This window comes from Micromonospora phytophila (assembly GCF_023656545.1).
GTDB lineage: Bacteria > Actinomycetota > Actinomycetes > Mycobacteriales > Micromonosporaceae > Micromonospora > Micromonospora phytophila.
The window spans coordinates 36,250-60,068 of record NZ_JAMOKF010000007.1; the positions used below are offsets into that span (position 1 = coordinate 36,250).

The 23,819-nt window shown below is 68.5% G+C and carries 25 protein-coding genes and 5 pseudogenes; 18 read left to right on the forward strand and 12 right to left on the reverse strand.

The features are described 5' to 3' along the window. Positions 1-56 precede the first annotated feature (56 nt). A complete protein-coding gene (locus NCC78_RS02495; RefSeq protein WP_250791459.1) occupies positions 57-557 on the forward strand; it encodes a SigE family RNA polymerase sigma factor in 501 nt (166 codons plus the stop codon). Continuing rightward, positions 550-1,290, forward strand: a complete 741-nt coding sequence (locus tag NCC78_RS02500; protein WP_250791461.1) for a hypothetical protein — start codon at positions 550-552, stop codon at positions 1,288-1,290. The genes NCC78_RS02495 and NCC78_RS02500 overlap by 8 nt, the downstream gene beginning before the upstream one ends. A gap of 123 nt (positions 1,291-1,413) precedes the next feature. On the opposite strand, the gene NCC78_RS02505 is transcribed toward NCC78_RS02500, so the two are convergent. Next, the gene (locus tag NCC78_RS02505; protein WP_250791507.1) at positions 1,414-1,716 is read right to left on the reverse strand and encodes a DUF3703 domain-containing protein; all 303 of its coding nucleotides are present in this window, start codon (positions 1,714-1,716) and stop codon (positions 1,414-1,416) included. 125 nt (positions 1,717-1,841) lie between these two features. On the opposite strand from NCC78_RS02505, the gene NCC78_RS02510 reads away from it, so the two are divergent. Beyond that, the gene (locus NCC78_RS02510; RefSeq protein WP_250791463.1) at positions 1,842-2,516 is read left to right on the forward strand and encodes an HNH endonuclease family protein; all 675 of its coding nucleotides are present in this window, start codon (positions 1,842-1,844) and stop codon (positions 2,514-2,516) included. 425 nt (positions 2,517-2,941) lie between these two features. Here the strand turns inward: NCC78_RS02510 and NCC78_RS02515 are convergent, their stop codons facing one another. From NCC78_RS02515 to NCC78_RS02530, 4 genes are all read right to left on the reverse strand, one after another. After that, a complete protein-coding gene (locus NCC78_RS02515) occupies positions 2,942-3,112 on the reverse strand; it encodes an SDR family oxidoreductase (protein ID WP_250791464.1) in 171 nt (56 codons plus the stop codon). Further along, the gene (locus NCC78_RS02520; RefSeq protein ID WP_250791466.1) at positions 3,109-3,708 is read right to left on the reverse strand and encodes an SDR family NAD(P)-dependent oxidoreductase; all 600 of its coding nucleotides are present in this window, start codon (positions 3,706-3,708) and stop codon (positions 3,109-3,111) included. Before NCC78_RS02520 ends, NCC78_RS02515 begins: the two co-directional genes overlap by 4 nt. Before the next feature lie 26 nt (positions 3,709-3,734). Beyond that, positions 3,735-4,094 (reverse strand): cyclophilin-like fold protein, encoded by a 360-nt coding sequence (locus NCC78_RS02525; protein WP_250791468.1) that lies wholly within the window; start codon positions 4,092-4,094, stop codon positions 3,735-3,737. A gap of 292 nt (positions 4,095-4,386) precedes the next feature. Further along, positions 4,387-5,391, reverse strand: a complete 1,005-nt coding sequence (locus NCC78_RS02530; protein ID WP_250791470.1) for a zinc-dependent alcohol dehydrogenase family protein — start codon at positions 5,389-5,391, stop codon at positions 4,387-4,389. 175 nt (positions 5,392-5,566) lie between these two features. Here NCC78_RS02530 and NCC78_RS02535 point away from each other — a divergent pair, with 175 nt between their 5' ends. The 9 genes and pseudogenes from NCC78_RS02535 to NCC78_RS02575 all read left to right on the forward strand — a co-directional run. After that, positions 5,567-6,505 (forward strand): helix-turn-helix transcriptional regulator, encoded by a 939-nt coding sequence (locus tag NCC78_RS02535; RefSeq protein ID WP_250791472.1) that lies wholly within the window; start codon positions 5,567-5,569, stop codon positions 6,503-6,505. 283 nt (positions 6,506-6,788) lie between these two features. Further along, on the forward strand, positions 6,789-7,898 hold the full coding sequence (locus tag NCC78_RS02540; protein ID WP_250791474.1) for an EcsC family protein: 1,110 nt from the start codon (positions 6,789-6,791) through the stop codon (positions 7,896-7,898). Between the two features lie 771 nt (positions 7,899-8,669). Then, complete coding sequence (locus NCC78_RS02545) at positions 8,670-9,020, forward strand: ArsR/SmtB family transcription factor (protein ID WP_250791476.1); 351 nt, start codon at positions 8,670-8,672, stop codon at positions 9,018-9,020. Beyond that, positions 9,017-9,484, forward strand: a complete 468-nt coding sequence (locus tag NCC78_RS02550) for an SRPBCC family protein (RefSeq protein ID WP_250791477.1) — start codon at positions 9,017-9,019, stop codon at positions 9,482-9,484. The genes NCC78_RS02545 and NCC78_RS02550 overlap by 4 nt, the downstream gene beginning before the upstream one ends. After that, positions 9,481-9,837 carry a nuclear transport factor 2 family protein gene (locus tag NCC78_RS02555; protein ID WP_250791479.1) on the forward strand — a complete coding sequence of 119 codons (357 nt, stop codon included), beginning with the start codon at positions 9,481-9,483 and terminating at the stop codon, positions 9,835-9,837. The genes NCC78_RS02550 and NCC78_RS02555 overlap by 4 nt, the downstream gene beginning before the upstream one ends. Positions 9,838-9,886: 49 nt before the next feature. After that, a pseudogene (locus NCC78_RS02560) lies at positions 9,887-10,237 on the forward strand (transposase); the annotation flags it as partial. A gap of 16 nt (positions 10,238-10,253) precedes the next feature. Next, a pseudogene (locus NCC78_RS02565) lies at positions 10,254-10,530 on the forward strand (transposase); the annotation flags it as partial. A gap of 120 nt (positions 10,531-10,650) precedes the next feature. Next, a complete protein-coding gene (locus NCC78_RS02570) occupies positions 10,651-10,881 on the forward strand; it encodes a helix-turn-helix domain-containing protein (protein ID WP_250791481.1) in 231 nt (76 codons plus the stop codon). 29 nt (positions 10,882-10,910) lie between these two features. Next, positions 10,911-11,741 (forward strand): annotated as a pseudogene (locus tag NCC78_RS02575) (IS630 family transposase); the annotation flags it as partial. Between the two features lie 85 nt (positions 11,742-11,826). Here NCC78_RS02575 and NCC78_RS02580 read toward each other — a convergent pair. From NCC78_RS02580 to NCC78_RS02595, 5 genes are all read right to left on the reverse strand, one after another. Next, positions 11,827-12,378, reverse strand: coding sequence for a GNAT family N-acetyltransferase (locus NCC78_RS02580; RefSeq protein ID WP_250791482.1), 552 nt, complete (start codon positions 12,376-12,378; stop codon positions 11,827-11,829). A 1,049-nt stretch (positions 12,379-13,427) separates the two neighbouring features. Beyond that, complete coding sequence (locus NCC78_RS02585) at positions 13,428-15,089, reverse strand: pentapeptide repeat-containing protein (RefSeq protein WP_250791483.1); 1,662 nt, start codon at positions 15,087-15,089, stop codon at positions 13,428-13,430. A 114-nt stretch (positions 15,090-15,203) separates the two neighbouring features. Next, positions 15,204-15,551, reverse strand: coding sequence for a tyrosine-type recombinase/integrase (locus tag NCC78_RS02590; RefSeq protein ID WP_250791484.1), 348 nt, complete (start codon positions 15,549-15,551; stop codon positions 15,204-15,206). A 446-nt stretch (positions 15,552-15,997) separates the two neighbouring features. Next, positions 15,998-16,234, reverse strand: a complete 237-nt coding sequence (locus NCC78_RS32380; RefSeq protein ID WP_372495036.1) for a dihydrofolate reductase family protein — start codon at positions 16,232-16,234, stop codon at positions 15,998-16,000. A 17-nt stretch (positions 16,235-16,251) separates the two neighbouring features. Further along, positions 16,252-16,539, reverse strand: coding sequence for a dihydrofolate reductase family protein (locus tag NCC78_RS02595; RefSeq protein WP_250791486.1), 288 nt, complete (start codon positions 16,537-16,539; stop codon positions 16,252-16,254). 198 nt (positions 16,540-16,737) lie between these two features. On the opposite strand from NCC78_RS02595, the pseudogene NCC78_RS02600 reads away from it, so the two are divergent. The 4 genes and pseudogenes from NCC78_RS02600 to NCC78_RS02615 all read left to right on the forward strand — a co-directional run. Beyond that, positions 16,738-17,366 (forward strand): annotated as a pseudogene (locus tag NCC78_RS02600) (helix-turn-helix domain-containing protein); the annotation flags it as partial. 328 nt (positions 17,367-17,694) lie between these two features. Further along, complete coding sequence (locus tag NCC78_RS02605; protein WP_250791488.1) at positions 17,695-18,543, forward strand: hypothetical protein; 849 nt, start codon at positions 17,695-17,697, stop codon at positions 18,541-18,543. Between the two features lie 101 nt (positions 18,544-18,644). Next, positions 18,645-18,785: a cytochrome ubiquinol oxidase subunit I gene (locus NCC78_RS02610; protein WP_250791489.1), complete on the forward strand. Its 141-nt coding sequence runs from the start codon at positions 18,645-18,647 to the stop codon at positions 18,783-18,785. Positions 18,786-18,851: 66 nt separating this feature from the next. Next, positions 18,852-19,121, forward strand: a complete 270-nt coding sequence (locus NCC78_RS02615; RefSeq protein WP_250791491.1) for a cytochrome ubiquinol oxidase subunit I — start codon at positions 18,852-18,854, stop codon at positions 19,119-19,121. Positions 19,122-19,752: 631 nt separating this feature from the next. Here NCC78_RS02615 and NCC78_RS02620 read toward each other — a convergent pair. Together NCC78_RS02620 and NCC78_RS02630 are read right to left on the reverse strand one after the other, a co-directional pair. Then, positions 19,753-20,145, reverse strand: a pseudogene (locus NCC78_RS02620) (mechanosensitive ion channel domain-containing protein); the annotation flags it as partial. A gap of 567 nt (positions 20,146-20,712) precedes the next feature. After that, positions 20,713-21,372, reverse strand: a complete 660-nt coding sequence (locus tag NCC78_RS02630) for a DUF1345 domain-containing protein (RefSeq protein ID WP_250791495.1) — start codon at positions 21,370-21,372, stop codon at positions 20,713-20,715. 456 nt (positions 21,373-21,828) lie between these two features. Here NCC78_RS02630 and NCC78_RS02635 point away from each other — a divergent pair, with 456 nt between their 5' ends. Together NCC78_RS02635 and NCC78_RS02640 are read left to right on the forward strand one after the other, a co-directional pair. After that, positions 21,829-22,158 carry a hypothetical protein gene (locus NCC78_RS02635; RefSeq protein ID WP_250791497.1) on the forward strand — a complete coding sequence of 110 codons (330 nt, stop codon included), beginning with the start codon at positions 21,829-21,831 and terminating at the stop codon, positions 22,156-22,158. 489 nt (positions 22,159-22,647) lie between these two features. Beyond that, entirely contained in the window at positions 22,648-23,715 is a 1,068-nt protein-coding gene (locus tag NCC78_RS02640; protein WP_250791499.1) for an FUSC family protein, read from the forward strand. Positions 23,716-23,819 lie beyond the last annotated feature (104 nt).

Genomic DNA, 23,819 nt, shown 5'->3' on the forward strand with positions numbered 1-23,819 from the left:
TGCCCTGTTGCATTCCCCGGTGACCGCGGGACGAGGCTTCGGGGGGCACCAGTCAGATGCGTGACGCCGAGGACTTCGACGCCTTCTACGCGGCCTGTGCGGGCCGGGTGGTCGGACACGTCTACGCGCTGACCAGTAACCGCGGTGAGGCGGAGGACGCTGTCGCCGAGGCGTTCATGCGGGCCTGGCAGCGTTGGTCGACCGTGCGGGACGCGGACAGCCCGGAGGCGTGGGTCCGCCGGGTCGCCTCCCGGATCGCGGTGAGCAGCTGGCGCAAGACGATCAACCGGATCCGCGCGCACCACCGGGCCGCCGTCGACCAGAGCGTGCCCGCACTCAACGAGGACCACGTCGCCTTGCTGCAGGCGCTGCAGCGGCTGAGCGCCAACGAGCGCCGCGCCGTCGTGCTGCACCACCTGAACGATCTCAGCGTCGCCCAGGTGGCAGCCGAGATGCAGGCGCCCGTCGGGACCGTCAAGACGTACCTTGCCCGCGGCCGGAGAGCGATGGCCGGGCTGCTGACCGAGGCGCACCAGGAGGAGACCTCCCATGGCTGATCCGCGCGACGCCCTCACCGCCATCGCCGACGAGGTCCGGCGAGTCACGACACTGCCCGCCGCGCAGATGTTGCGCCGCCGCAGCGACCAGCGCCGGCGACGGCGGGCGGCCGTCACCGGCGCGGGGCTGGCCGTGCTGGTCGTGACCGCCGGCGCCACCCTGCTGCCGGCGGGGGAGCAGGTAGGCACGCGGGACCGGGGTGCCGGCCCAGCGGGCGAGGTCGCGCCGTCGGTCGTCCCGTCCGTGACCGCGTCGGCGGGAGCGCAGGAGATCCTCGGCGGGCAGCGGCAGGTCCGCATCGTGGTGCCCGGCTTGGGCGGAGCCGCGTTGGCGATCGGCCGTGACGACGACCGGGTGCGGGCCACCACCGAGCAGGACATCGACGACCGGGCGCTGTGGGTCCTGCACCCCGAGGGGAGCAGATTCCGGATCATGCTGGCTACGCCGCGTGGCACCAGCCAGGTCTGCATGACGGTCGTGCACGACGCCGCGCCGGGCAGCGTCCGCGGGCGGGTGTGCGACCCGGCCGCGCAGACACAGCTCTTCAAGATCGAGCAGGTCGCTGACGGGAGCCACTCGATCTTCCAGGGGCGGCGCTACGTCCAGGTGGTCGACGGCACCAACGCCCTGGTCCCCGATCTGCCCGAGGGCCTCACCACCACGTACGAGTTCGAGGACCGCGGTCCCGCCGCCACTGACTGGTCAGGCGGGGGGAGCAGCCCCACCCGCTGAGCAGAGGAGCGACACACCTGCCCTGCCCATGTGAGGTAGCGCTCATGAGCGGGCTGGCACGGTTCGCGCCAGACCCGTTGTGGCGGAGCCCCGGCGACGCGGACGCGGGGTATGGGGGTCGGTCTACCGGCTGGCGGCCAGCAGCGCGGCGAGGTCGTCGGGCATCGGCATCGGTTCGGTCAGCGGCACCCGCGCCCGGCCGGTGTTGCCCTGCGGGTAGCGGCCCGTCGCCGAGCCGGGGCCGGCGACCGCGAGGCGGATGACCTGCCCGACGGCCTCGACGACATCGCGCTCGCGCAGGGCGCGGCGCAGCATGGCGGCGTGGACGACGGTGTGTGGCCAGGGCCAAGGCTGGGACAGGATGTGGGCCCGCTCGGCCGCCCGCCACGCCGCCGCCGCATCGGCGGACCGGCGGGCCGTGGCCAGTTCGGCGGGCGGCGCAGGAAGATGCCGAACAGTCGATGGCTGTACGACATCCCTTTACAGGCATGCCCTTCGATCGACATGATCGTTAGAGACGGTAGCCATCCACCACCACGAGGAGGCCCGCCATGTCGAGCACCCAAACCTCACCCCGATTCCCGCGCGCCAGACGACACGCCGCCGCGCTCGCCGTCGCGGCACTCGCGGGAACCTTGCTCGCGGGCGTGAACGCGCAGCCCGCATCGGCCACGCCTCCCGGCATCCCGTCGAAGACCACGGCGCAGTCCCAGCTCAACGCCCTGACCGTGGCGGCGCAAGGCTCGACCAGCGGCTACTCGCGGGACCTGTTCCCGCACTGGATCACCATCAGCGGCACCTGCAACACCCGCGAGCAGGTCCTCAAGCGCGACGGCACCTCCGTCGTGGTCGACAGCTCCTGCGCGGCCATCTCGGGCCGCTGGTACAGCCCGTACGACGGGGCCACCTGGTCCGCCGCCTCCGACGTCGACATCGACCACGTCGTGCCCCTGGCCGAAGCGTGGCGCTCCGGCGCCAACTCCTGGACGACCAGCCGGCGGCAGAGCTTCGCCAACGACCTCACCCGCCCCCAGCTGATCGCGGTGACCGACAACGTCAACCAGGCCAAGGGCGACCAGGACCCCTCGACCTGGCAGCCGCCGCTGTCGTCGTACCGGTGCACCTACAGCAAGATGTGGATCACCGTGAAGTACAGCTGGGCCCTGACCCTGCAGTCGTCGGAGAAGTCCGCCCTGCAGAGCATGCTCAACACCTGCAGCTCCTGACCCCCCGTATCCCCGACCGGCTGGCGGCGTTCGCCTTACGTGCCGCCGGTCGGGGCGCACGCCCGTTACTGCGGTGGGGACGATGCGGCATCGGCGTCTTGTTTGCGCCAGCTGCCGCCCGCGTCGGCGGCGAGAAGGCGCTTGACCATCGCCAGGGCATCGGCTCAGTCTCAAACGCCCAGCGCAGCACCCGGCCGTTCTCGCTGTCGCCGGCGCGGGCGACGACCTTTCACCGGACCTCACGGGTCAGCCACACATCCCGGCGGCCCAAGCGCCCCCAGGGTCGGCAAGCGGTCGTGGTCGCCTCCCGGCAGCCGGCCCCGTGAACGCGCCATCGATGGCTACTGCTCACCGCTCCAGCCGTGGCCAGCGACCCCTTCCGTCCTGGCCGCTGGCACGACTCAGCCCCTCAGGACCCGTTGGCTCTACTGTGCCGTGTATCCGCCGTCCACGGGGAGGGCGACCCCGACGACGAAGCTGGCGCCGGGGCTGCACAGCCAGAGCACGGTGGAGGCGATCTCGTCTGCCCGGCCGAACCGGCCGATGGGTTGGTTGGCCAGCGCTGCGGCGGGGTCGAGCTCACCGCTGGCGATCATGGCGGTGACCATGGGGTTTCGAAGGTGCCGGGACAGATGGCGTTGACTCGGATCCCTCGCGGCGCGTACTCCAAGGCGGCGCTGCTGGTGAGTCCGAGCACTCCGTGCTTGGACGCGTGGTACGCGGCGCGTCCGGGCAGGCCGACGAGTCCGCCGAGTGAGGAGCAGTTGACGATGGCGCCGCTGCCCTGCTCGCGCATCTGCCGCAGTTCATGCTTCATGCAGGCCCAGACCCCGCGTAGGTTGACGGCGTTGACGCGGTCGAAGGTCTCGGCGGGCTCGTCGGCGGCGTCGGATGGCGGGGCCTGGATGCCGGCGTTGTTGAAGGCCATGTCGAGCTGGCCGTAGGACGCGACGGTCTGGTCGATCAGGGCGGCGACCTGCCGTTCGTCGGATACGTCGCATCGGATGCCGAGGGCCTGGTGCCCGTGCGCCCGGAGCTCTGCGGTGACGGCCTGTAGGGACTCGTCGTTGATGTCGGCCAGGACGACTGCCGCTTTGGACTCGGCGAACGCCTGCGCGGTGGCCAGTCCCATGCCCGAGCTGGCGCCGGTGACGAGCGCGACCCGGCCGGTGAAGTCGTAGGTGGGGTTCATGGTGTCTCCTGGGCGGCAGTGTGGGCTCAGGCGGCGCGTGTTTCGACGGTTGCGGTGATAGCGCCGTTGATGTCGGCGATGGCGCTGGCGGCGTCGCCGTCCAGGCGGCCGATGATCACGATGCCGGGGTAGTACGACTGATCGCCGTAGTAGAAAACGAGGTCGTTGCCGGGTGCGTAGTACCCGACGTCTCCCACGTCGGGGTCCGCACCGTCTGGTTGGCCGGCCAACGAGAGCGGTGAGGGCAGCGGGCCGGTCTTCTCCACCGAGCCGTGGTCGACCATGTCGACGGTCAGGGGCAGCTGGGCGATGAGGTCACGGCCGGCGGCGCTGTCGAAGATGGTGGCCTGGAGGCGCTGACCGTTGACGGTGATCTGGATCTTCATCTGCTCTCCCTGAGGCGAGGCGTCGGTGCGGCTGGGCGTGCTGCTCTGTTGCGGCGGTGCCTGCCCGGCGGTGGAGGGTGATCCGACACGGGTGTCGCCAGATCGGCTGTTGTCACCGCAGCCGGCAACGATCAGTGCGACGGCCGTCAACAGCGCTGCGCAGACGGCTGCGCGTGCGGGTGGCATGGCGTCTCCAGGTATGAGGTGAGATCCGTCCGGGACGGCGCTCGGACGGGCGTTCGGGGGCGTCAAGATCGGTGCTTCAGGCGGCGTGCAGCCGCTTCGGACCGCTTCAGACCGTGAGCAGGACCTTGATGGCGGTGCGCTGGTCCATCGCCTTGTAGCCTTCCGCTGCCTGCTCGAGCGGCAGGGCGAGGTCGAAGACCTTGCCGGGGTCGATCGTGCGGTCCCAGATCAACTGGATCAGCTCGGGCAGGAACCGTCGGACCGGGGCGGGGCCGCCGTGGATGTGAACGCCCGCCATGAACAGCTCGTCGCCGGGGATGGCGACGTCGTGCGACACCCCCACGAAGCCGACGTGGCCGCCCGGTCGGGTCGAGTGGATGGCCTGCATCATGGCTTCCTGGGTGCCGACCGCCTCAATCACGCTGTGCGCGCCGAGGCCGCCGGTCAGCTCCTTGACCTTCTCGGCGCCGGCGTCGCCGCGTTCGGCGACGATGTCGGTGGCGCCGAACTCCCGGGCGAGGGCCTGCCGGTCGGCGTGGCGGCTGAACGCGATGATCCGCTCGGCGCCGAGCTGCCGCGCGGCCAAGATCCCGAGCAGGCCGACCGCGCCGTCGCCGACAACCGCGACGGTCTTGCCCGGCCCGGCCTCGGCGGCGACGGCCGCGAACCAGCCGGTGCCGAGCACGTCGGAGGCCGCCATCAGCGACGGGATGAGATCGGGGTCGGGCTGCCCGGGAGTCGCGACCAGCGTTCCGTCGGCGAGCGGGATGCGAGCCAGCTCGGACTGGGTACCGAGGGTGCCCATCAGGACACGGTGAACGCAGTACGCCTGGTAGCCGGCCCGGCAGATGTCGCAGGTGTTGTCGGACGCCCAAAAGGAGCCGACGACGAAGTCACCGACCTTGACGGTGCGGACCGCTGACCCGATCTCCTGGACGACGCCGACGTACTCATGGCCCATCACCTGGTGCTCGACCGGCTCGGCGCCGCGGTACGGCCACAGATCGCTGCCGCAGATGCAGGTCGCCGCCAAGCGGATGATCGCGTCGGTCGGCTCGACGATCGTGGGATCCTCGCGCTCCTCGACGTGCACGTCCCCAGGCCCGTACATGACAACTCCACGCATCGTGGCGTGCTCCCTCCACCGCTTCCATCAGACCGGCCCCGCGGGCCACGACATCAGTGAACGCCCTGTTACGAGCGCCGAGAAGTCCCTCTGGATGGGTGTACTGACAGGGCACCCCTCGTCCACCTCGCACCGAGTCGGCGCGTTCTAGGCTCGAAAAATGGACAACCGTTCCGAGGTGCGCGAGTTCCTGACCACGCGTCGGGCCCGGCTGACTCCCGAGCAGGTCGGCCTGCCGCCGACGCGCAGCCGCCGCGTTCCCGGCCTGCGGCGCAGCGAGGTCGCCTCCCTCGCCGGACTGAGCGTCGAGTACTACGCACGGCTCGAACGGGGCCAGATCGCCGGCGCGTCGTCCACCGTCCTGGAGGCCCTCGCCCGCGCGCTGCAGCTCGACGAGACCGAACGCGCGCACCTGTTCGACCTCGCCCGCGCCGCAGACGGCATCCCCACCTCCGGGCGACCCTGGCGCCGTACCGCCACCAAGGCCGGTGCACGCCTGAGCCTGCGCTGGGCCCTGGAGGCCATCACCGACGCGGTCGCGTTCGTACGCGATCCCCAGCAGAACCTGCTCACCACCAACGCGCTCGGCCGCGCGTTCTACTCACCGGTGATCGGCGACGGAGGACGCCTGCCGAATCTGGCCAGGTTCCAGTTCCTCGACCCAGCATCTCGCGACTTCTACCCCGACTGGGACCGGTTCGCCGAGATGTGCGTCGGCGTCATGCGCACCGAGGCCGGCCGCGATCCGCACGACCGCGGGCTGCAGGACCTCGTCGGCGAGCTCTCCACCCAGAGCGAAGTCTTCCGCCAGCTGTGGGCCGACCACAACGTGCGAACCCACGGCGCCGGAACCAAGCGGTTCAACCACCCCATCGTCGGTGAGCTCACCCTCGCCTACGAGGAGCTTGCGATCACCGCCGAACCGGGCCTTGTACTCCTGGTGTACACCGCCGAACCCGGCTCGCCGTCCGCTGAACGCCTCCGCTTGCTCGCCTCCTGGGCGGCCACCGGCGCTGCCGCATGGTCCCCCGACGAGGCATCGGCCGGGCCGCTCCGGGGCGGCACCCCCAGCACTGTCCCCGGCACCGAAGGAACCTGATGCAGATCACCCGCAGCTCCATCGCCACCGCCAAGGGACCCGACGGCTGGTTCACCGGAGACGTCTACATCGACGCGGTCGCCGCCGCGCCCCTCCCTCACGGGTGACAGCGAACCTGGTGCACTTCAGGCCCGGTGCCCGCACCCACTGGCACCGTCACCCCCTCGGCCAGACCGTCTTCGTCACGGTAGCCCTGCACCACCGGTCAAGGCCGATCGGGCCAACGCCGACTCCGCCGCCTACCCGATCATGAGCGGCGGTTCGGGTCACTAACCTGGGCGCCATGGCAAAACCCTCGGAGTACGAGCTTGCGGCATGGCGTGACATCCAGCGGTTCAAGGGCCGGCCGCTGTCGGCCGCGTTGCGCAGCGCCGGCGAGGGCGTGTCCAACGGCACCGCGGCACTCGGTCGGCGTGCGGCGACGTACCTGGAAAAACACCCGGGAGCCCAATCAGCCGTCTCGCGGGGGCGCGGCATCGTCGCCAAGGGTGCGAGCGCCATCGGCACCGGGGCTCGCAAAGCCGCAGGCGTCCTCCCCACCAGCGCGGCGGACTGGAGTGGCACTGCTCTGGGCTCGGTGCAACGCACGGTGGCGAAGATTTCGCGAGCGGGGCTCTCCCCAAAGCGGGTGGTGGAACTCCACCAGAAGCGCGGGCACGACGTCACCAAGCTTTCCGACCTGCGGCGCCTCGACCTCGAGCAGATCCACGCGGTCCGCGGGCGGGCATTGAGCTGGTACTACCCGGCTACCGCCGCAGTCTCTGGAATGGGTGCGGGGCTGCTGATCTCGGGAGGCGAGTTGGCAACCGCAGCCTCCGCCGGTGCCGCTGCAGCGCCTTCGGCAGGTGTCATCGCCGGCGCTTTCGCCGGCGACGCCGCGATCGTTCTCGGACTGGCGTCTCGCGCTGTCGGCCATGTGTCGCTGTTTCATGGCTACGACCCCGAGGAGCCGGCCGAGAAACTCTTCGTGCTGTCCGTCGTCAACGCCGGGACGGCGGTGTCGACCAGCGCGAAGAGCGCCGCCCTGGCCGACATCTCGCGTCTCACCCAGGCACTCGTCCGGGGCAAGACATGGAAGGTGTTGAACGAGTCGGTTGTCGCCCGGGTCGCCGTGAAGTTCGCGGAGGCATTCGGCCGCGACCTCACCAAAAAGGGCCTCGGCAAGGTCGTGCCGGTCGCCGGAATCCTGGTCGGCGGCACCCTCAACTGGACCACCCTGGAGGGAATCGTCGACACCGCCGACATGGCGTACCGGCAACGGTTCCTTCTCGAGAAGTACCCACAGCTGCGTGACGAGGAGCCACTCGAAGCGTTCGTTGTCGACGACACAGACGACGACAGGATCAGCGTGCTCGACGAACTCGCTGAGGAGGGCGGGCCCGACCTGCGCTGAACCAGAACTTACGGCATGAGCTCGACGAAGCCGTCGGTGCCCTGCACGCGGATGCGCTGGCCGTCGCGAATCAGGCGGATGGCCCGCTCGACGCCGACGACGGCGTTAAGGCAGCACCTGGGGGAGCGGCTGTGCTGCGCCTAGTCTTGGCCATGTTGGCGACCTGTGGCAGCAACGGGTAGGCGGCCCGAAAGGCGGCCCCTGCCTGGCGGTGCTCGGCGCTGTCCCGTTCGGTCGTGGCGAGTGTGGCACTGTGCCGCAGCCCGTCCTCGCTGCTGGAACGGATGCGCTGCCGCAGCTGCCTCAGGGCGTCGATCTCCAGCATGTGGCTCTCTCGGTTCGGGTCGGGAGTCGGCGCCGACGAGGCGCGTCGGCTGGTGGCCGAGGTGGCGGCGGAGCTCACCGATCGTCTGGGGCGGCCGGTTACGCCGTGGATGGTTGACCATGCCATCTGGCTTGACGAACGAGCCCGTTGATCGCGGGGTGCCGACGAGCGACACGTTGCATAACCGAGCAACTCGCGGCATAGCGGTCGTTGCTCAATCAGCCTCGTCGCGGTGGCCTGGCAGCGGCTCGTGGCGCAGGGTGGCGGATGATGGCAGGCAGGACGTCAGCGGCCAGTTCGCGCAGTATGCCGGGCGGCTCCGCCCGCGCCGCTTGCTAACACTCCACCGTCTCACCGCGGTGCACCGGTGCTGCCCGCAAGGGCTGGCATGGCTACCTTTGAAAATGGTGGCTTGCGCAAATACGCATTTGCTCTAGGGTGAAGCCATGCCCCTCTCCTCGCTCGTGGCACCCGAGCCAGACCTCGACTCGGCCTTCGCCGCGCTCGGCGACCCCGTCCGTCGCGCGTTGGTGACCCGTCTCGCGCAGGGTGACGCCACGGTGGGCGAGCTCGCCGAGCCGTTCGACCTGACCCCACAGGCGATCTCCCACCACGTCGGTGTGCTGCGACGATGCGGCCTGATCGAGCAGCGGCGCGAGGGCACCAGGCGCCCCTGCCGGCTGAGAGTCGATCAGCTGTCGCTGCTCGGCACGTGGATCGACGACCAGCGCCGCGCCTGGCACGACCGGCTCGACGCCCTTGAGCAGCACCTCGCTGATAAGAGAGCGGTCCGTTGAGCGCCAACTCAGAGCTCCGTGGCGACGAACTGATCGCTAAGCGCCACCTCCCGGCCGAGCCCGAACGCGTCTGGGCCGCCTTCACCACGCCGGCAAGCATCGCGGCGTTCTGGGGCGGTTCGCACGCCACCGTGCCCCCTGGGTCCGTGACCGTCGACCTGCGTCCCGGTGGGGAGTTCGCGCTCGACACCCGCGGACCGAACGGTGCGACCCGCCGGCTCCGGTTCATCTACGTGAGCGTCGCCGCACCGCACGAACTCGTGTTCGACGAGCCCGTCACAGGCCTTCGCACAACCGTCAACGTCCGGCCCGCCGTCGACGGTACGGATCTTACGGTCCACCAGCGTCGGCTTCCCCCTGAGCTTCGGACCACGCAAGCAGCCGACGGGCTCGCCTCGATCCTCGACGCGCTCGCCGCACACCTGCAGGGCAGCGATGCCCCAACAGATCGGAGAACACCATGACGCAGAAGACCCAGCGCGACCTCGTCGCAGAGTACTTCGAAGGATTCCGGATGAGCGACCACCCGCGAATCCTCGCGACCCTCACAGACGACGTCGAGTGGGTCATCCACGGCCACCGGACCACCCGCGGCAAGGCCGAGTTCGACGGCGAGATTGAAAATCCGGGCTTCACCGGCAGCCCCGAACTCGACCTACAGCGCATCCACGAGGACGGCCCGGTCGTCATCACCACCGGCGAGGGCCGCGGCGTCAGCGTCGATCAGGGGCCATTCCGCTTCGCCTTCAACGACCTGTTCACGTTCCGGGACGGGCTTATCGCCCGCGTCGATTCCTACGTCGTCCCGCTGCCCTGAGGTGGGCGACTCAGGCGGAAAGCACTCAGGAAACATGTTCCTGCTCGTCAGGGACCGTCTCGCGAGCACCATGTTGCAGGCCCACACTGAGCGCATGGCCAGCGAGGCGTCCTTCGCCGCCCTGTGCGGAGCCAGCCCGGTCGAGGCATCCTCCGGCAAGACCCAACGCCGACGCCTCAACCGCGGCGGCGACCGGCAGGCCAACGCCGCCCTCTACCGCATCGTCCTGACCCGCCTGCGCTGGGACCCGCATACCCGCACCTACCTCGACCGGCGCATCAGCGACGGCAAGAGCCGCCGCGAAGCCATCCGGTGCCTCAAGCGCTACGTCGCCCGCGAGCTCTACCCGTTACTTCAAGCCGCCAGCGCATCAACCGATCCAGCTGCAACAACGGCTTGACAAACATAGGGGCATCTACGGCACCCACAAGACCCCCACCGTGTGGGCCTGGCTGGCCAGACACCCCCGGTTCCACATGCACTTCACCCCGACCGGCTCGTCCTGGATCAACCAGGTCGAGCGCTGGTTCGGCCACCTCACAGCAGAAGATCCGCCGCGGCGCCCACAAAAGCATCCAAGCCCTGGAAGCCGACATCCGCTCCTGGATCGCCGACTGGAACCGCGACCCACGGCCGTTCACCTGGACCAAGACCGCCGAAGAGATCCTCGAATCACTCGCGCGATTTTTGTAGGCGAATTTCCGGCGCAGGACACTAGTGCCTCGTCTTTGAACGTTGATCGTGTAATCCGTCGGTTCTGAGGACGTGTCGGGCAGGCTGTCTCTCATCGTTCACGGTGGGAGGTGGTGGCCGGTGGGCAGACGCCCGGAGGTGTTCGTCCGGCAGGTGTCGATGGCCGAGGGGCAGCGGTTGCAGCGGATCACCCGGACCGCGAAGGATCCGGTGAAGCTGCGGCGGGCGATCGTGGTGCTGATGTCCGCCCAGGGGCAGCCGGCCCCGGACATCGCTCACCTGCTCAAGACCAGCGAGGACTACGTCCGTGACGTGATCCACGCGTTCAACGAGCGGGGTTCGACGCGTTAGACCCAAAATGGAGCGGGGGCGCACCGAGACGGATCGATGAGCAGACCCGCGACTGGATCTGCGTCATCGCCCGGTGCGACCCCCGCTTCCTCGGCGAACCCTTCTCCTGCTGGTCCCTGTCGAAGCTGCGTGACTACCTGATCGAGGCTGGCTACGTCACGGCGATCAGCGTCGAGACCGTCCGGCGGATCCTGCACGAGCGGGGTGTGTCGTGGCAGGCCACCAAGACGTGGAAGGCCAGCACCGACCCCGACTTCACGTCGAAGATGCGCCGGATCCTAGACCTCTACGACCAGCCACCCGCGGACGGCCGGGTGATCTGCGTCGACGAGTTCGGGCCGCTGAACCTGCAACCCCGCCCCGGCCGCGCCTGGCGACCCCACGGCCAACCGGTACGGCTGCGGGCCACCTACACCCGCGACCAGGGCGTTCGGCACATGATCGCCGCCCTCGACCTGGCCACCGGGAAGCTGCACTACCGCATCCGCGACCGCAAACGCTGGCGCGAGTTCCTGGCCTTCCTCAAGACCCTGCGCCGCCGCTGGCCCGACCAGCGCCTCTACCTGATCTGCGACAACTTCTCCCCGCACAAGCACCCCGAGGTCCGCGCCTGGTGCGCGATCAACCGCGTCGAGCTGGTGTTCCTCCCCACCTACGCGTCCTGGCTGAACTGGATCGAGGCCGAGTTCGCTGCCGTGCGCTACCTCGCCCTCAACGGCACCGACCACCGCAGCCACGCCGAGCAGGACGCCGCCATCGGCGACTACATCCGCTGGCGCAACCAGCGCGCCAGACCGAAATCCGGATTCGCCGCAGGCTCCAAGATCCGCCACCCCGATTACCCGTTCAAGTCTGCATGACGGGGCGCTAGCTCCGATGAGTTCGGTGCATCAGGCGCGTCAGGGGCAGCGCCGCGTAGCGCTTCTGAGGGGATCGAATTGTCGGCTACGAGGATTCGGTGAGCCGGAGTTTGGGGGCAACTACAACCGGCGTTGCCGTGGTGTACCGCTGGAAGAGCGTCCCAGAGTTGCGGCCGGGGACATGGACGGTTCGTAGCTGCTGGAAGCCATGTCGCCGGTAGTAGACGTGCAACTGAGTGTTCGTCTTCCACGCGTCAAGTCGCAACCACTTCTTGCCGTCGTGCGCAGCCTTGCGCGTGGCCTCGTCGAGCAGCCAGGAGCCGATGCCGCGCCCGCGGCAGGATCGGTCAACGGCGACATGGCTGAGGTAGAGCCCTGACTGCGGGTCGTCTTCAGCCGTCCAGAAGTCAAAATCGGGCCGGGCGTCTAGGGTCATCGTCGCGATCGGCGGGCCGCCGCCAGCCTCCGCCAAGTAGAGGGTGCCGGCTTCGAGGCTCGGACGTAACTCGTCAGCTTGCCATGGACATCCGCCCCATTGGTCCAGGCCACGCTGCTGCAACCAGATGACGGCGCCGTTGAGGATGGCAAGAAGACGGTCGAGATCAGCCTCAGTGGCGACCCGGAGTCTGAGGGTCATGCGCTGATCATAAAGCGAGACTCGACACCGTTTGCCGGCCCAGCCTGCCACCGTCAAACCGTCGTCCCCGCGGTCTCCTGCGACTCAAAGGGACCTCCAGGGTTGGGCCATCCATGGGCCAGTAATCGAGGCGCGTCGCGGGCACGAGCGGGCACGAGACGCACCGGGGTCAACGGTCGGCGACAGGCGTTTCGGGCATCACGACCAGTAGGGAGCGCTCTTCCAAACTGACGATCTGCCTTTGTGGGCCGCTAGAAACTAGTTCCCACCGCCACCTGCATCGCCGCCACCGCCCCCGTCCGGCCGAGGGTGAAGCAAATCAGGAGGCCCGTCGTCGGACCGGGAGTTTCGTGACTTCAACAGAGCGATCACCATGAGTACCAGGAGGGGCAGCAGGATCGCGACAACGACAACAAGCCTCACCGTCTCGATCACTGACACCATGAAACGAGCCTAGATCGCCGGGGGGTGGAGTCCCAGCGGCGCAGTCCGCATCTAGTCCGCAAGAGGGCGACGAACAGCGGGGGAGTGGTGAGAGATGTCGAGAGGCGTTTCCGCTGCTAGAAGACCAACCGGGCAGCTCGCCGGGTCGCCCATCTTGATCTCATAATCCCTCGGTCGCCGTGCCCGTTGCGTGTCCGTTGACACGGGAGCCGAGGATCAACGGCGGTCAGCTCGTCTGCGCGAGATCGGGCTCATTGTGAGGGGTGGCGGGTTACGTCCAGGGCCGATGTGACCGGTTCACCGGAGAGCGGCGTGCAGCGAACGTGCAACTAGCGGCGGCGATCAAGGGCCAAGAGCGGTCAACCACGGGCACCGGCGATCCAGCCGGCAAGGGCGCACAAAGCAAGATCCCCACCGGCGTTTCCGCTGGTGGGGACCTCTGTAGCCCGGCGAAAGGCTATGTGGCCAGGGGCGGGGTCGAACCGCCGACCTTCCGATTTTCAGGCACCTGCATTTCTGGTGGTCAAGGCGGTCGCAACCCTGCCGCGTGCAGCAACTGTGCAGTTTTCGGCGCAGCCACGGAAGGCAAGCGGACCAAAGATGATCTACGAAGTGTCGCCGGGGCCCTGCGATTCGTCGAGTCCCCTCCCGCTGTCTGTCGCAGGCTCATCGCGGACCAGTCGGCTCATTCCTGGCCTTTCGCTGGCTGGTTTGAGGTGCCAGCCTGGCGGCCAGCAGTCTTCCCGCCTGTCCCGCAGAACTGCGTGTGCACCTGAAAAATCAGGGACGTCGCCGAAGAAGACCGTTTCACTGAACCAGGCGTCGCCGTTGAAGCTGGTGTCGTCGAACCGCGCGTCGCCCACAACGCTGGCCCTTTCGAACCGCGCGCTGCCATTGAAGCTGGCCTCACCGAACGCCGCGTCATCTTTGAAGGTGGCCTCGACGAACCGCGCCTCGAGAGCGAACGTGGTCATGTGGAATGCCGCGACGCTGCCGAAGGTCGCCTTGTCGAAGAGCGCGATCCCGTCGATGGTGGCCTCGTCGAACCACGCGAACTCGCCGAAGGTCGCCCTGTTAAACCCTGCGAACTCGCCGAAGGTGGCGTTGCTGAACCAAGCCTCGCCGGCGAAGACGGCGTCATCGAACCACCCGCCGCCGCTGAAGCTTGCATTGTCGAATTGGGCGAGGCCGGTAAAGCTGGCGTTCCTGAACTCCGCGTCGCCGTTGAAGCTTGTGTTGAGGAACCGCGCGTCGCCGGTGAAACTTGCTTCCTCGAACTTCGCGTCGCCGGCGAAGGTCGCCTGAGTGAAGGTGGCAACACGTACGTGGCCGCGTTGGAGGTTCCAGTCAACGAGGGTGGCACCAGTGAGATCGATGTCGATGCCCAGCCAGAACGGTTGATGTGAATCTTGCGCCAGGGTGGTGGCGTGCTGCGGCTCAAGGCCCGGGGGCACGCTCAGGTGCCTGGTGAGTATGCGTTGCGCGGTCAGCCGAACCTGGAGCTCTTGGCGCGCGTCGCGGGTCGTGTCCGGGGTTTCCTTGTTGGTCAGGAGAGGTAGCTCGGTCAATCGGGGCTTATCGGCCGAAGGCGAGTGGGCGGCGGGAACTGGCGGTGGCAAGTACGGCATGCGCAGGTAGGCGCACAGCACGTTGACGATGGTTTGCCGCTGATGAGGGTTGTCCTGCGCAAGGCGTTCGAGGGCGTACAGGCCGCCGAGGCGTACTGCCGCGTCATTGGAGCCGAGCTGCTCGACGGCCTTGGTGTACAGCTCAGTAACCCGTCGCTCGGCTGCATCACTCACTGTGTGTTCATGGGCGTGCTCGGAGAATCGCTGGCGCCGCACGGCCAGCAGCAAGGCGGCTGCCGCGCCGCCAGCGGCAACCGCTCCAATGCCGTACTTGATTGCCTCGATCTGAAGCTTGGCGCGCTCAACTCCCGATGCGCTCTCCGCGACCACGAGCATCACCGCTAGGGCGATGACGCCCACGGTCGCGACGGTTCCCGCGATCGCTCCTATGCCCTGGTCAGACAGTAGCCATGGCCACTGGATTTTGGATGCCCCGTTCGTAGGTGCCGCAGCGTTGCGGGTACGGATCAGTCGGACCAGGGACGCCGCCAACAGTGCCGCCGCCGGCAAGCCGATTATCGCCAAGCTGCGATGCTCACCGATGATTTCCGCCGCGATGCCCCACGAGACCCATCGCCACGGCCCGATGTCGACGAGTACTGCCAGCACAAGCAGCACGGCACTAGCGACCAGCAGCATCTTGGCAGACCTTTGGCTTGTCACATAAGCATGGTGGCCGATGAGCGCATCGAAGCGTGGACCGGTCGTGGGCTGGCTGAGATGCCCCGCCGCAAAGCGGAAGCAAACGCCACATCATGACTGGCCATGGGTGGTGATGCGTCGGGGGAGGCGTGCGACATCGCCGTGCGCGGCCAGTTCGGACAGGGCTTTGGCGATCTCCCGGTCGCGCCCGTCCACGGCGTGCAGGTATCGACGAACCGCCGCCATCGACGAGTGACCCAGCCGCTTCATCAGGTCAGCCAACGTCGCGCCAGTCTGCGCAGCGAGGGTCTGACCCGTGTGCCTCAGGTCGTGGAACGTGAGGTCATCCAGACCCACCTTCGTCCGTGCCCGTACGAAGGCCTGATACAGGCTGTCCCCCCGCAGGGGGGACCCGTCGCGGCTGATGAACAGCCGATCTTTGCCCGCGTACTCATACAAGGCGGCCCGCAAGCGGGCCGCGCCGGCCCCGCCCCGGCCTGCTGGCGACCTCCGGCCGGCATCGGCCGGGCCGGCCGGCCACGCTGCGGAGGACCAGAGAGACGAAGGGCTGAGGCGGGACGATCGCCGTCGGGGTGCTCTCCATCGAGGGCAGGGCGATCGCTGCCGCGCAGCAGAGCTGCTTGCCCCCGGACTCTCGTGGGAACCGCCCGCGGTTCAATGACGAGGACCAGGGCGTGACCCATCCCCCGGATGCCCGATCCTCTACGCCACCCGCTCGGCGTCAAGGGCGCTGCGCGTCGGCACGCCGATGGCCTACGGCCACCCTTGACCCCGACCGGGCGCCGCAGTCTTTGGCACCTATCCGGGGGATGGGGGGAGACTGGCGGCACCTTCCGCCGAGAGACGGATGGCCTACCACTGCGCGACCGGCTGAACCCGGGCGGTCAGGAGTCACGGCCGGGCGCGACGTAGCGCAACACAAGGAATGACCCGTACTGGTTGATCTCTGCCAAGGCCCACGGCGTGTACGCCTCTGCGTGCAGCAGTCGGGTGCCGGAGCCGACCAGGACTGGTGCGACGCCGATGTGAAGCTCGTCGACGAGGTCGGCCTGCAGGAACTGGGTCGCAAGCTCCGCACCGCCGAGGATCCAGACGTTCTTTCCCCTGGCCGCCTCGACCAGCTGCGGGTGTACCTCGGTTACGTCGCTGTCGTGAAGCGTAGGTCAGCGCCGTCGTGGTGCGGCAGTTTGCGATGGGTGAAGACCCAGGTAGGTCGGTCGCCGTAGAACCAGGGGGCGTTATGGCGATAGATGAACTCGTACGACCGCGCCCCCATCGCGATGGCACCTACCTGATCGAAGAACCGCTCGTAGCGCCGCCGTTTGCCCTCCAGGTTGCTGAACTGGGAGAGCCAGTCAAGCTGTTCGGCGGGTTCGGCGATGTACCCATCGATGCTCATGGCGACGAAATACTGCGTCAGGGTCATGCACGGACACTAGGACCGAGCGCACGGCCCCGCTGTCCGGCCGGCCCGTACTCGGGTCGCCGAAGCCACCGTGCATGGGATCGGATCGGCCGGGCCATCCACGGGCCAGTAACCGTGGTGCCCAGCGGTCATGAGGAGGCACGAGCGGCATCCGGCTCTGCCGCTGCCCGCAGGCGTTTCGGGCATCACGGCCGCCGGCTGCAGCAGCTCGTGCGGCGCGGCAAGCACGAGTCGATCCGGGTCCGCCGGGCGATGATCATCATGGCGTCGGCGTCCGGCACCCCGGTGCCGGCGATCGCCCGCCTGGTTGCCGCGCACGAGGACACCGTCCGGGATGTGATCCACCGGTTCAACGAGATCGGACTACGCGCGTGGACCCTCAGTGGGCGGGAGGCCGTCCCCGCCTGATCACCGATGATGACCAGCGGTTCATCGTCGCGACGGCCACGACCCGACCGAAGAGTCTGGGTCGCCCCTTCACGCACTGGAGTACCCGCAAGCTCGCCGACTACCTGGCCACCAACCGGGCCCGGCGGGTGGCCATCGGTCGGGAACGGCTGCGGCAGATCCTGCGGCACCACGACGTGTCCTTCCAGCGCACCCGCACTTGGAGGGAGTCCCGTGACCCGGACAAGGACGTTAAGCTCGACCGTATCGAGGAGGTGACCCGCCGGTTTGCGGACCGGTGTTTCGCCTTCGACCAGTTCGGGCCGCTGTCGATCCGCCCGCATCACGGCAGCGGGTGGGCGCCGGCCGGCAGACCGGACCGGCTGCCAGCGACCTACACGCGTACGCATGGCATCCGCTACTTCCACGGCTGCTACAGCCCGTGACGACCACCAAGCTGGCCGTCACCAGCGCGACCGGCATGATCGTCTTGGCCAGCAAGAAGACACCGATCGCTACTGGTACGCCGACCTGTCGTTGGGGTCGCGTGAGCGAGGGCACGGGTGGGAGCAGGTGCTCACCTGCTTGCCGCTCGCTTTCAGGCGCAGCTGATCCGCCGTCTCCTCGGCCGCACCCCTGAACCGTTTGATGCGTCGGCACACGGGTAGACCGCGACCCGGTCCGAGGGGATGGGCCGAGGATCGGAGCCACATACCGATGGTGGGCTCCATCCGGTCCGCATGCTAGGCGAGGCCCGAGGAGTGCGGGATGGCCGAACCGGAGAGCCGGGACACGGGCACACGGGAGGCGCCCGCGCGACCGCGCGAGCAGGTCGATCGGCAGCGCGACGCCGAGGAGGGCGCTGAAGTCGCCGGTCGGGGCCAGAACCTCTGTCCCGCCGGCGGGACAACGGATGCCGAACCCGGCAAACGCCCCGCCGTCCCGCAGAGTGGTGAGCACGACCTTCCCCAGCCGGCTGGCGGGCACAGCAGCAAGACGATGTCAGACCCGGACGTCGTCCTCCAGATCCCGCAGGTCAAGGTCGAACAGATCTACATCGAGGTCGACAACCTGGAGGCCTCCGTTTCACTGCGAGCCCGGCTGGGTAGCCTGCTCCAGCTCGACGTGGGCGTTCAGGCGCATCTCGGCACGGTGAAGATCGACATTAAGGGCGTCGAAGCCGAGGCGATGCTCGAGGTTCGGCTCGAAGAGCTCCGCGGCATTCTCGACAGCGCCCTCCGCACCATCGAGCGCAACCCTCAGATCATCGAGTCGGTGGTGAAGACGGTGGACACCGCCGTGAACCAGGTCGGGCAGACAGCTCAGCAGGTGCTCGGGCCGCAGGGGCCGCTGTCGCAGACGCTGCAGCAGGCCACCCAGCAGGTCGGTCAACAGCTCGGGCAGACCACCCAGCAGCTCGGGCAGACCACCCAGCAACTGGCTCAGAACAAGGGGGCGGCGGCCGGCGGCGGTGCGGGGGGGCTGGGTGGCGTGCTGGGCGGATCTCCGTCCCGAGCGGCGTGGCAACTTATGAAAAAGATCGTCAACAGCAGCCAGCCACTGAGGCAGGTCACAGCGCGGCTGGTAGGACCGCAGGGGCAACAGCCGCAGAGCTGATCGACGTCCGCCGTGGTGCCTAAACGCTAAATATGCCGTTCACCCGATACCTTCCGGGTTCCTGCGACGATGTAGGGGTCGATCCGGGTTGGAGGCATCGGTTGCTGCAGTTCCTGGCGCAGGACGCCGCTCCGGCCGACTTGATGGCCGCGCGGCTGCAGATGGCGCTGTCCCTCGGTTGGCACATCGTGATCGCGGCGTTCCGAGTCGGCATGCCCGCAGTCACGGTCTTCGCCGAGTGACGCGGACTGCGTACCGGGGACGCCGTCTACACCCGCCTGGCGCGCCGATGGGCCACGGTGATCAGCGTGATCTTCGCCGTGGGTGCGGTGTCCGGGACGATCCTCTCGTTCGAGATGGGGCTGCTCTGGCCGGGGATGATGGGCCGGTTCGGCGACGTCATCGGGTTGCCGTTCGCGCTGGAGGGCTTCGCCTTCTTCATCGAGGCGATCTTCGTCGGCATTTGCCTCTACACGTGGAGCCGGGTTCCACCGCGGGCGCACCTGCTGTCCGGCCTGCCGGTCTGCGTGGCCGGGGTCGCGTCGGCGTTCTTCGTGGTCTCGCGAACGCCTGGATGAACCAGCCGCGCGGCTTCGACCTGGTCACCGGCGAGGTGACCAACGTGCGGCCGTCGTCTGGCAAACCGAGTCCAACTGGGACCGGGCGAGGTCCGAACGGCCCCATCGACCGCTGGCTGGCTGTACTTCCACCACCTCGCGCACGTTCGAGCCGCGTCCCGAACAACCTGGGGAACGCGCCGCTACCAGCGATAACGACCTGCGGCTGCCGGCCGCCGCCAGCGCCGCGTTGACCGACCACCGGGAACAGGAGTGAGCCGGCGGGTGTGCGCTTAGGGGTGGTACTCGCTGCGGGTGCGGGGCAGCCACTCGGGGTGGTGATCACCCAGGTACCGGATGAGGCTCTCGCGCACGTCGCAGCGGAGGTCCCACGCACTCGCCCGTCGGCCGCCGATGCCTGGACCTGGACGACGACGGTCTGGGGCGTCGCGTCCACCATCTGCAGCACCCACTGGTGCCGATCCCACAGCGGTGACGATTCGACGAGCCGCCTCCTCTCGACACGGAGATCGTCCAGGTCGGCGGTGTGATCGACGTGGAGCCGGATCTGGCCGATCACCCGCGTCTCGTGCCGGGTCCAGTTCTGAAAGGGGTGTTCGGTAAACCAGGTGGTGGGCAGGATAAGCATCCGGTCGTCCCGGAGCCGGATGACCACGTTGATCAGCTTCACCTCCTCGACGCGCCCCCACTGCCCGTCGCCCACGATGACGTCGCCCACGTGGAGGCCGTCGGCGAAGGCGACCTGGATGCCGGCGAAGGCATTGCCGAGCGTGCGCGCGGACAGGCCGAGCAGCGCGCCGACGACACCCGCCGAGGTGAGCACGGACAGCCCGATGGTGCGCAGGGGAGGGAAGGTGGTGAGGAACAGGCCGATCGCCACGACCGTCACCACGACCGAGGTGAGGCGCCGCACCGGTCGGATCTGGGTGCGGGCGCGCCGGATCCGGCGGTCGGATCCGGCGCGCCCGGCAGCCGGCTGAACGCGACCCTCTCGGCGACGTGCAGGGCGCGAAGCACCAGCCACGCCACGCTCGCGATCAACAGCACCACGACGACGCGCCAGACGATGTGGTGTCCCGCGCCGGGGTACGCGCGGATTCCCACGTACAGCGCCGCGAGGAGCAGCACGGCGACGGCGGGGCGCCGGGATGCGGGGTACAGCGGCGCGAGCAGCCAACGGTAGCTACGACCACCGGCACGACGCTGGACCAGTACGCCGGCCAGGAGGCCTGCTGCGACAACCAGGGCCACCGCGACCACCATGACCATCCTCGTGGTCATCAACGGACCTCTCTGCCGGCGGCGACCGTCATCGTGCGCTCTCATCCGTCACGCTCGCGGTCACGTGGCGCGTCCCCCGGGACGGTCGGAGCGGCGATGGGCGCCATCGGCCGTCCCGGGTGCGACCAACGTTTTCGTCCGCCGCAGCTACGGCTTCAGTAGCACCTTCACGCACTCGTCCTGCTTGTTCTTGAAGATGTCGTAGCCGTACGGGGCGTCGTCCAGCGCCTTCGTGTGGGTGATGACGCAGCTCAGATCTCGCCCTCGCGGATCCGTCCCAGCGGCGGGCGCACGTACCGCTCCATAGAGGTCACGACTGGCCCAGGTTGGTGACCAAGTTGATGGCAACAGCCAAAATGCCGGTTCCGAAGGCGTACGAGAGCAGCGCATGCCCGAGCGCGATACGGCGCATGCGGTTGCTGGTCGGTTCGTTCTCGCCCGGTGCGTAGGACATGCCGACCGTGAAGGCGACGTACGCGAAGTCGGCGTACGCCGGTGGGCCTTCCCGCTTGAAGTCGACGCCGCCGTCGTCGTCGCGGTAGTACAGCCGGGCGTACTTGAACGCGAAGACGGTGTTCACCAGCGCCCACGCCAGGACCACTGCGACGACGCTGAGGATCACCAGCGTGACGGCCACCATGTCCTGCTCGTTCGAGGCGCGGACGAGCGCCTCGGCCACGGCGGCGAGGCTGATAACGGACGCGATCAGGAGCGCGGAGTCGGTGGATCGGGAGTGCCGCTCCGCCTCGGCAAGCTGCTCGGTGCGCTGCGGGCTCGCCGACCAGCAGGCCCGCCACGCCCAGACGAGGACAGTGCCCGCCGCGATCGTCCAGATCACCAGCGGCGTCAGCTCCGGCGCCCCCAGCAGTGCGGTGGCCGTCCCGGCGACGACACCGACGGCTAGCGACCACAGGGCACGCCTGACGGACAGCAAGCGTCCCAGCGCCGGTCGTCCCGATCGCTGCTCCATCCGTTCAGCGTTCCGGCTCGACCGGGTCGTGCAGGGGAAAACCCCGAGCGATCACCGGATCGGGCTGCATGCAGGGTGGCGAGAAGCTGACGATCCACGCGCGGTCCGTGGGCGACCACTTCATATGCCCGAAGGCTCTGGCGTCTCACGCCATGTGTTGGCGCCGTACCGCAGGGTCTGGGCGGTCACGGCGGTGCGGGGCGCGGATGCGGTTGCGTTCGCCCTTGCTGATGCCACCGAACACCGACATGACGAACCGCCCTGGTTTCGTGGAGGCTCCTTCCGTGCGGAGGCGTGGCACGAGGAGGCAGCACCCATCGCCACCATGAGCGGTCGCTGTCGTCGTCGGTCTCGCCCGGGTGTCGCCACTGTGGCGGCGCCTGCGGGTCGCGAGCTGTGACCGTAGACCGTGACATGCTCAACCGATTGATCTCCACCCGGGACAGAGGGGTGCCGATGACCGCCGATTACCACACCGCCGACACCGAAAAAGGCGACCACATCGACGACCCATCCGAAGATGCCCTGTTCATGCTGATCAACCAGCTGTGCCACCCGGACAATACCTTCGTCGCCATCACCCCGGCCGACGACAGCGACTGGTACGCCTCGATATCCCTACTCGACGATGGCAGCTACGAGGTTGAACGCCGCGACCCTCGCTGGCGCGAGCACGGCCTCACTACCGCCACCGACGTCAGCCGCCTCGCCACCGACCTGACCATCTGGCTAGCCGCTCGCGGCTACCCTGGCCGACCGCAAGCCCGTCCCCGCGACGAATTCTGAAACACTAGGGGCCCGTTCATCCGCTACTCCTGACTGTCGGTGCGACGGCTTCTTCCCGAAGGCCTGAGCGGCAAACGACCCGGGTAAGCGCTGCCGGCCCGGCGTGTACCCCACGAAGTCACCGTGATCGGGTCACCGGACCGTGACAACGCCAGCGGATGCCCACCGCTGCCGACGACCAACATCTGCCGCTCCAACGGAAGGCGACGAGTCACCGTCGCGCGCCGGGCAGCCGCCATGTCAATCGCGCGACGCGCCGGCCTCCACGGAGCAACCGACGGATACGGAGGCTCGGCGCGGAGCACGGCGCCGGTGCAGATGTGGACGGACCCACTGACGCTGATTTGTTGGTCGCTGCTTTGGGTAGTCCCCCGCATGAGTGCTGCCCAGGAGCGCGCGCCCGGTCCGCCCTCCGACCTTGACGCCGTAGCCAGCCAGGCCCGGCATCTGGCAGAGCGGGCTCGCGAGCGTGGTCGTCGGGAGTGGCGGGTGCGGCTGCGCCAGACGGACGTCATCCTGGTAATCGCGGTGCAGGCGGGGCTGGCTGCGGCGTTGGCCTGGGTCATCGGGCACGACGTGTTGGGCAACCCCGCGCCGGTGTTCGCTCCGTCCGCGGCGGTCGGCACGATCGTCGCCGCAATCGGACAGCGGGTCCGACGAACCGCCCAGTCGCTGATCGGCGTGGGAATCGGAATCCTCATCGGGGACGCTCTGCTATACACCATCGGTCCGGGGCCCGTGCAGATCGGTCTGGCGGTCGGTATCGCGATCGCGTCCGCGCTGATCCTTTCCGGTGGCAGCGGCGCGACCGTGGCCCAGGCGGGTGCTTCAGCTGTCGTGATCGCGACGCTGTCGCCGGTGAATCCCAACCTCGAGTGGCCCAGGATCCTGGACGCCTTCGTCGGCGGGGCGGTGGGGCTGGTGGTGGTCACGCTCCTGTTCCCGGTCAACCCGATGCGCATTCTCAACCGGGCGGCCACACCGATTGTCCAGCTGACCAGCGCGGAACTACGCACCATCGCGACCGCTCTGAACCAGCGTGACGCAGAACAGGCGATCGCGTCCCTCAAGCGCCTGCGGGACTCGGGACCCGATCTCGCACGATTGTCGCAGGCGCTCGACGGGGCGAAGGAGGTGGTAAGACTGGCTCCGGCGAGATGGCAGCGGCGACATGACGTGGAACAGTTCGCCCACTTCGCTCAGCATGGCCAACGGCTGATCGGCGACGCACAAGATTTGGCGCGTACCTCGGCGACCGCCTTGCAGTACGACGAGACCGTTCCGTCTGAGCTGACCAAGACACTCAGGCAACTCGCCGACGCCACCGAGCACCTACGGGCCGAACTCGTCTCGGGACGTGATCCGCGGCGGGCGCGAGCAATAGCCCTCGCGGCCATGCGCAGCGCCCGCAAGGCCGGCGACGTCGCCACCGGCCAGTTCAGTCAGACCCTGGTCACCCAGACACGCGTTGCGGCGAGTGACCTGCTCCGCGCCAGCGGCCTCGATCCGGAGACGGCCAACCGGCTGACACGGGAACGCTACGACGAAAACGCCTGAGATTGCGGAGGTGACGCCGCTGGCGGGCACAGGTGGCCGAGGGTGCGGGACGGATGTTCGCACCTGGTATAGGTGCACCGCAGGTACGTGATCGACGAACCGGT

Bases quoted from the DNA above. Each gene is read 5' to 3' on its own strand.
- NCC78_RS02495 (WP_250791459.1), top strand. From the start codon at position 57: ATGCGTGACGCCGAGGACTTCGACGCCTTCTACGCGGCCTGTGCGGGC.
- NCC78_RS02500 (WP_250791461.1), top strand. From the start codon at position 550: ATGGCTGATCCGCGCGACGCCCTCACCGCCATCGCCGACGAGGTCCGG.
- NCC78_RS02510 (WP_250791463.1), top strand. From the start codon at position 1,842: ATGTCGAGCACCCAAACCTCACCCCGATTCCCGCGCGCCAGACGACAC.
- NCC78_RS02515 (WP_250791464.1), bottom strand. From the start codon at position 3,112: ATGATCGCCAGCGGTGAGCTCGACCCCGCCGCAGCGCTGGCCAACCAA.
- NCC78_RS02520 (WP_250791466.1), bottom strand. From the start codon at position 3,708: ATGAACCCCACCTACGACTTCACCGGCCGGGTCGCGCTCGTCACCGGC.
- NCC78_RS02525 (WP_250791468.1), bottom strand. From the start codon at position 4,094: ATGAAGATCCAGATCACCGTCAACGGTCAGCGCCTCCAGGCCACCATC.
- NCC78_RS02530 (WP_250791470.1), bottom strand. From the start codon at position 5,391: ATGTACGGGCCTGGGGACGTGCACGTCGAGGAGCGCGAGGATCCCACG.
- NCC78_RS02535 (WP_250791472.1), top strand. From the start codon at position 5,567: ATGGACAACCGTTCCGAGGTGCGCGAGTTCCTGACCACGCGTCGGGCC.
- NCC78_RS02540 (WP_250791474.1), top strand. From the start codon at position 6,789: ATGGCAAAACCCTCGGAGTACGAGCTTGCGGCATGGCGTGACATCCAG.
- NCC78_RS02545 (WP_250791476.1), top strand. From the start codon at position 8,670: ATGCCCCTCTCCTCGCTCGTGGCACCCGAGCCAGACCTCGACTCGGCC.
- NCC78_RS02555 (WP_250791479.1), top strand. From the start codon at position 9,481: ATGACGCAGAAGACCCAGCGCGACCTCGTCGCAGAGTACTTCGAAGGA.
- NCC78_RS02580 (WP_250791482.1), bottom strand. From the start codon at position 12,378: ATGACCCTCAGACTCCGGGTCGCCACTGAGGCTGATCTCGACCGTCTT.
- NCC78_RS02585 (WP_250791483.1), bottom strand. From the start codon at position 15,089: ATGCTGCTGGTCGCTAGTGCCGTGCTGCTTGTGCTGGCAGTACTCGTC.
- NCC78_RS02595 (WP_250791486.1), bottom strand. From the start codon at position 16,539: ATGACCCTGACGCAGTATTTCGTCGCCATGAGCATCGATGGGTACATC.
- NCC78_RS02605 (WP_250791488.1), top strand. From the start codon at position 17,695: ATGGCCGAACCGGAGAGCCGGGACACGGGCACACGGGAGGCGCCCGCG.
- NCC78_RS02630 (WP_250791495.1), bottom strand. From the start codon at position 21,372: ATGGAGCAGCGATCGGGACGACCGGCGCTGGGACGCTTGCTGTCCGTC.
- NCC78_RS02635 (WP_250791497.1), top strand. From the start codon at position 21,829: ATGACCGCCGATTACCACACCGCCGACACCGAAAAAGGCGACCACATC.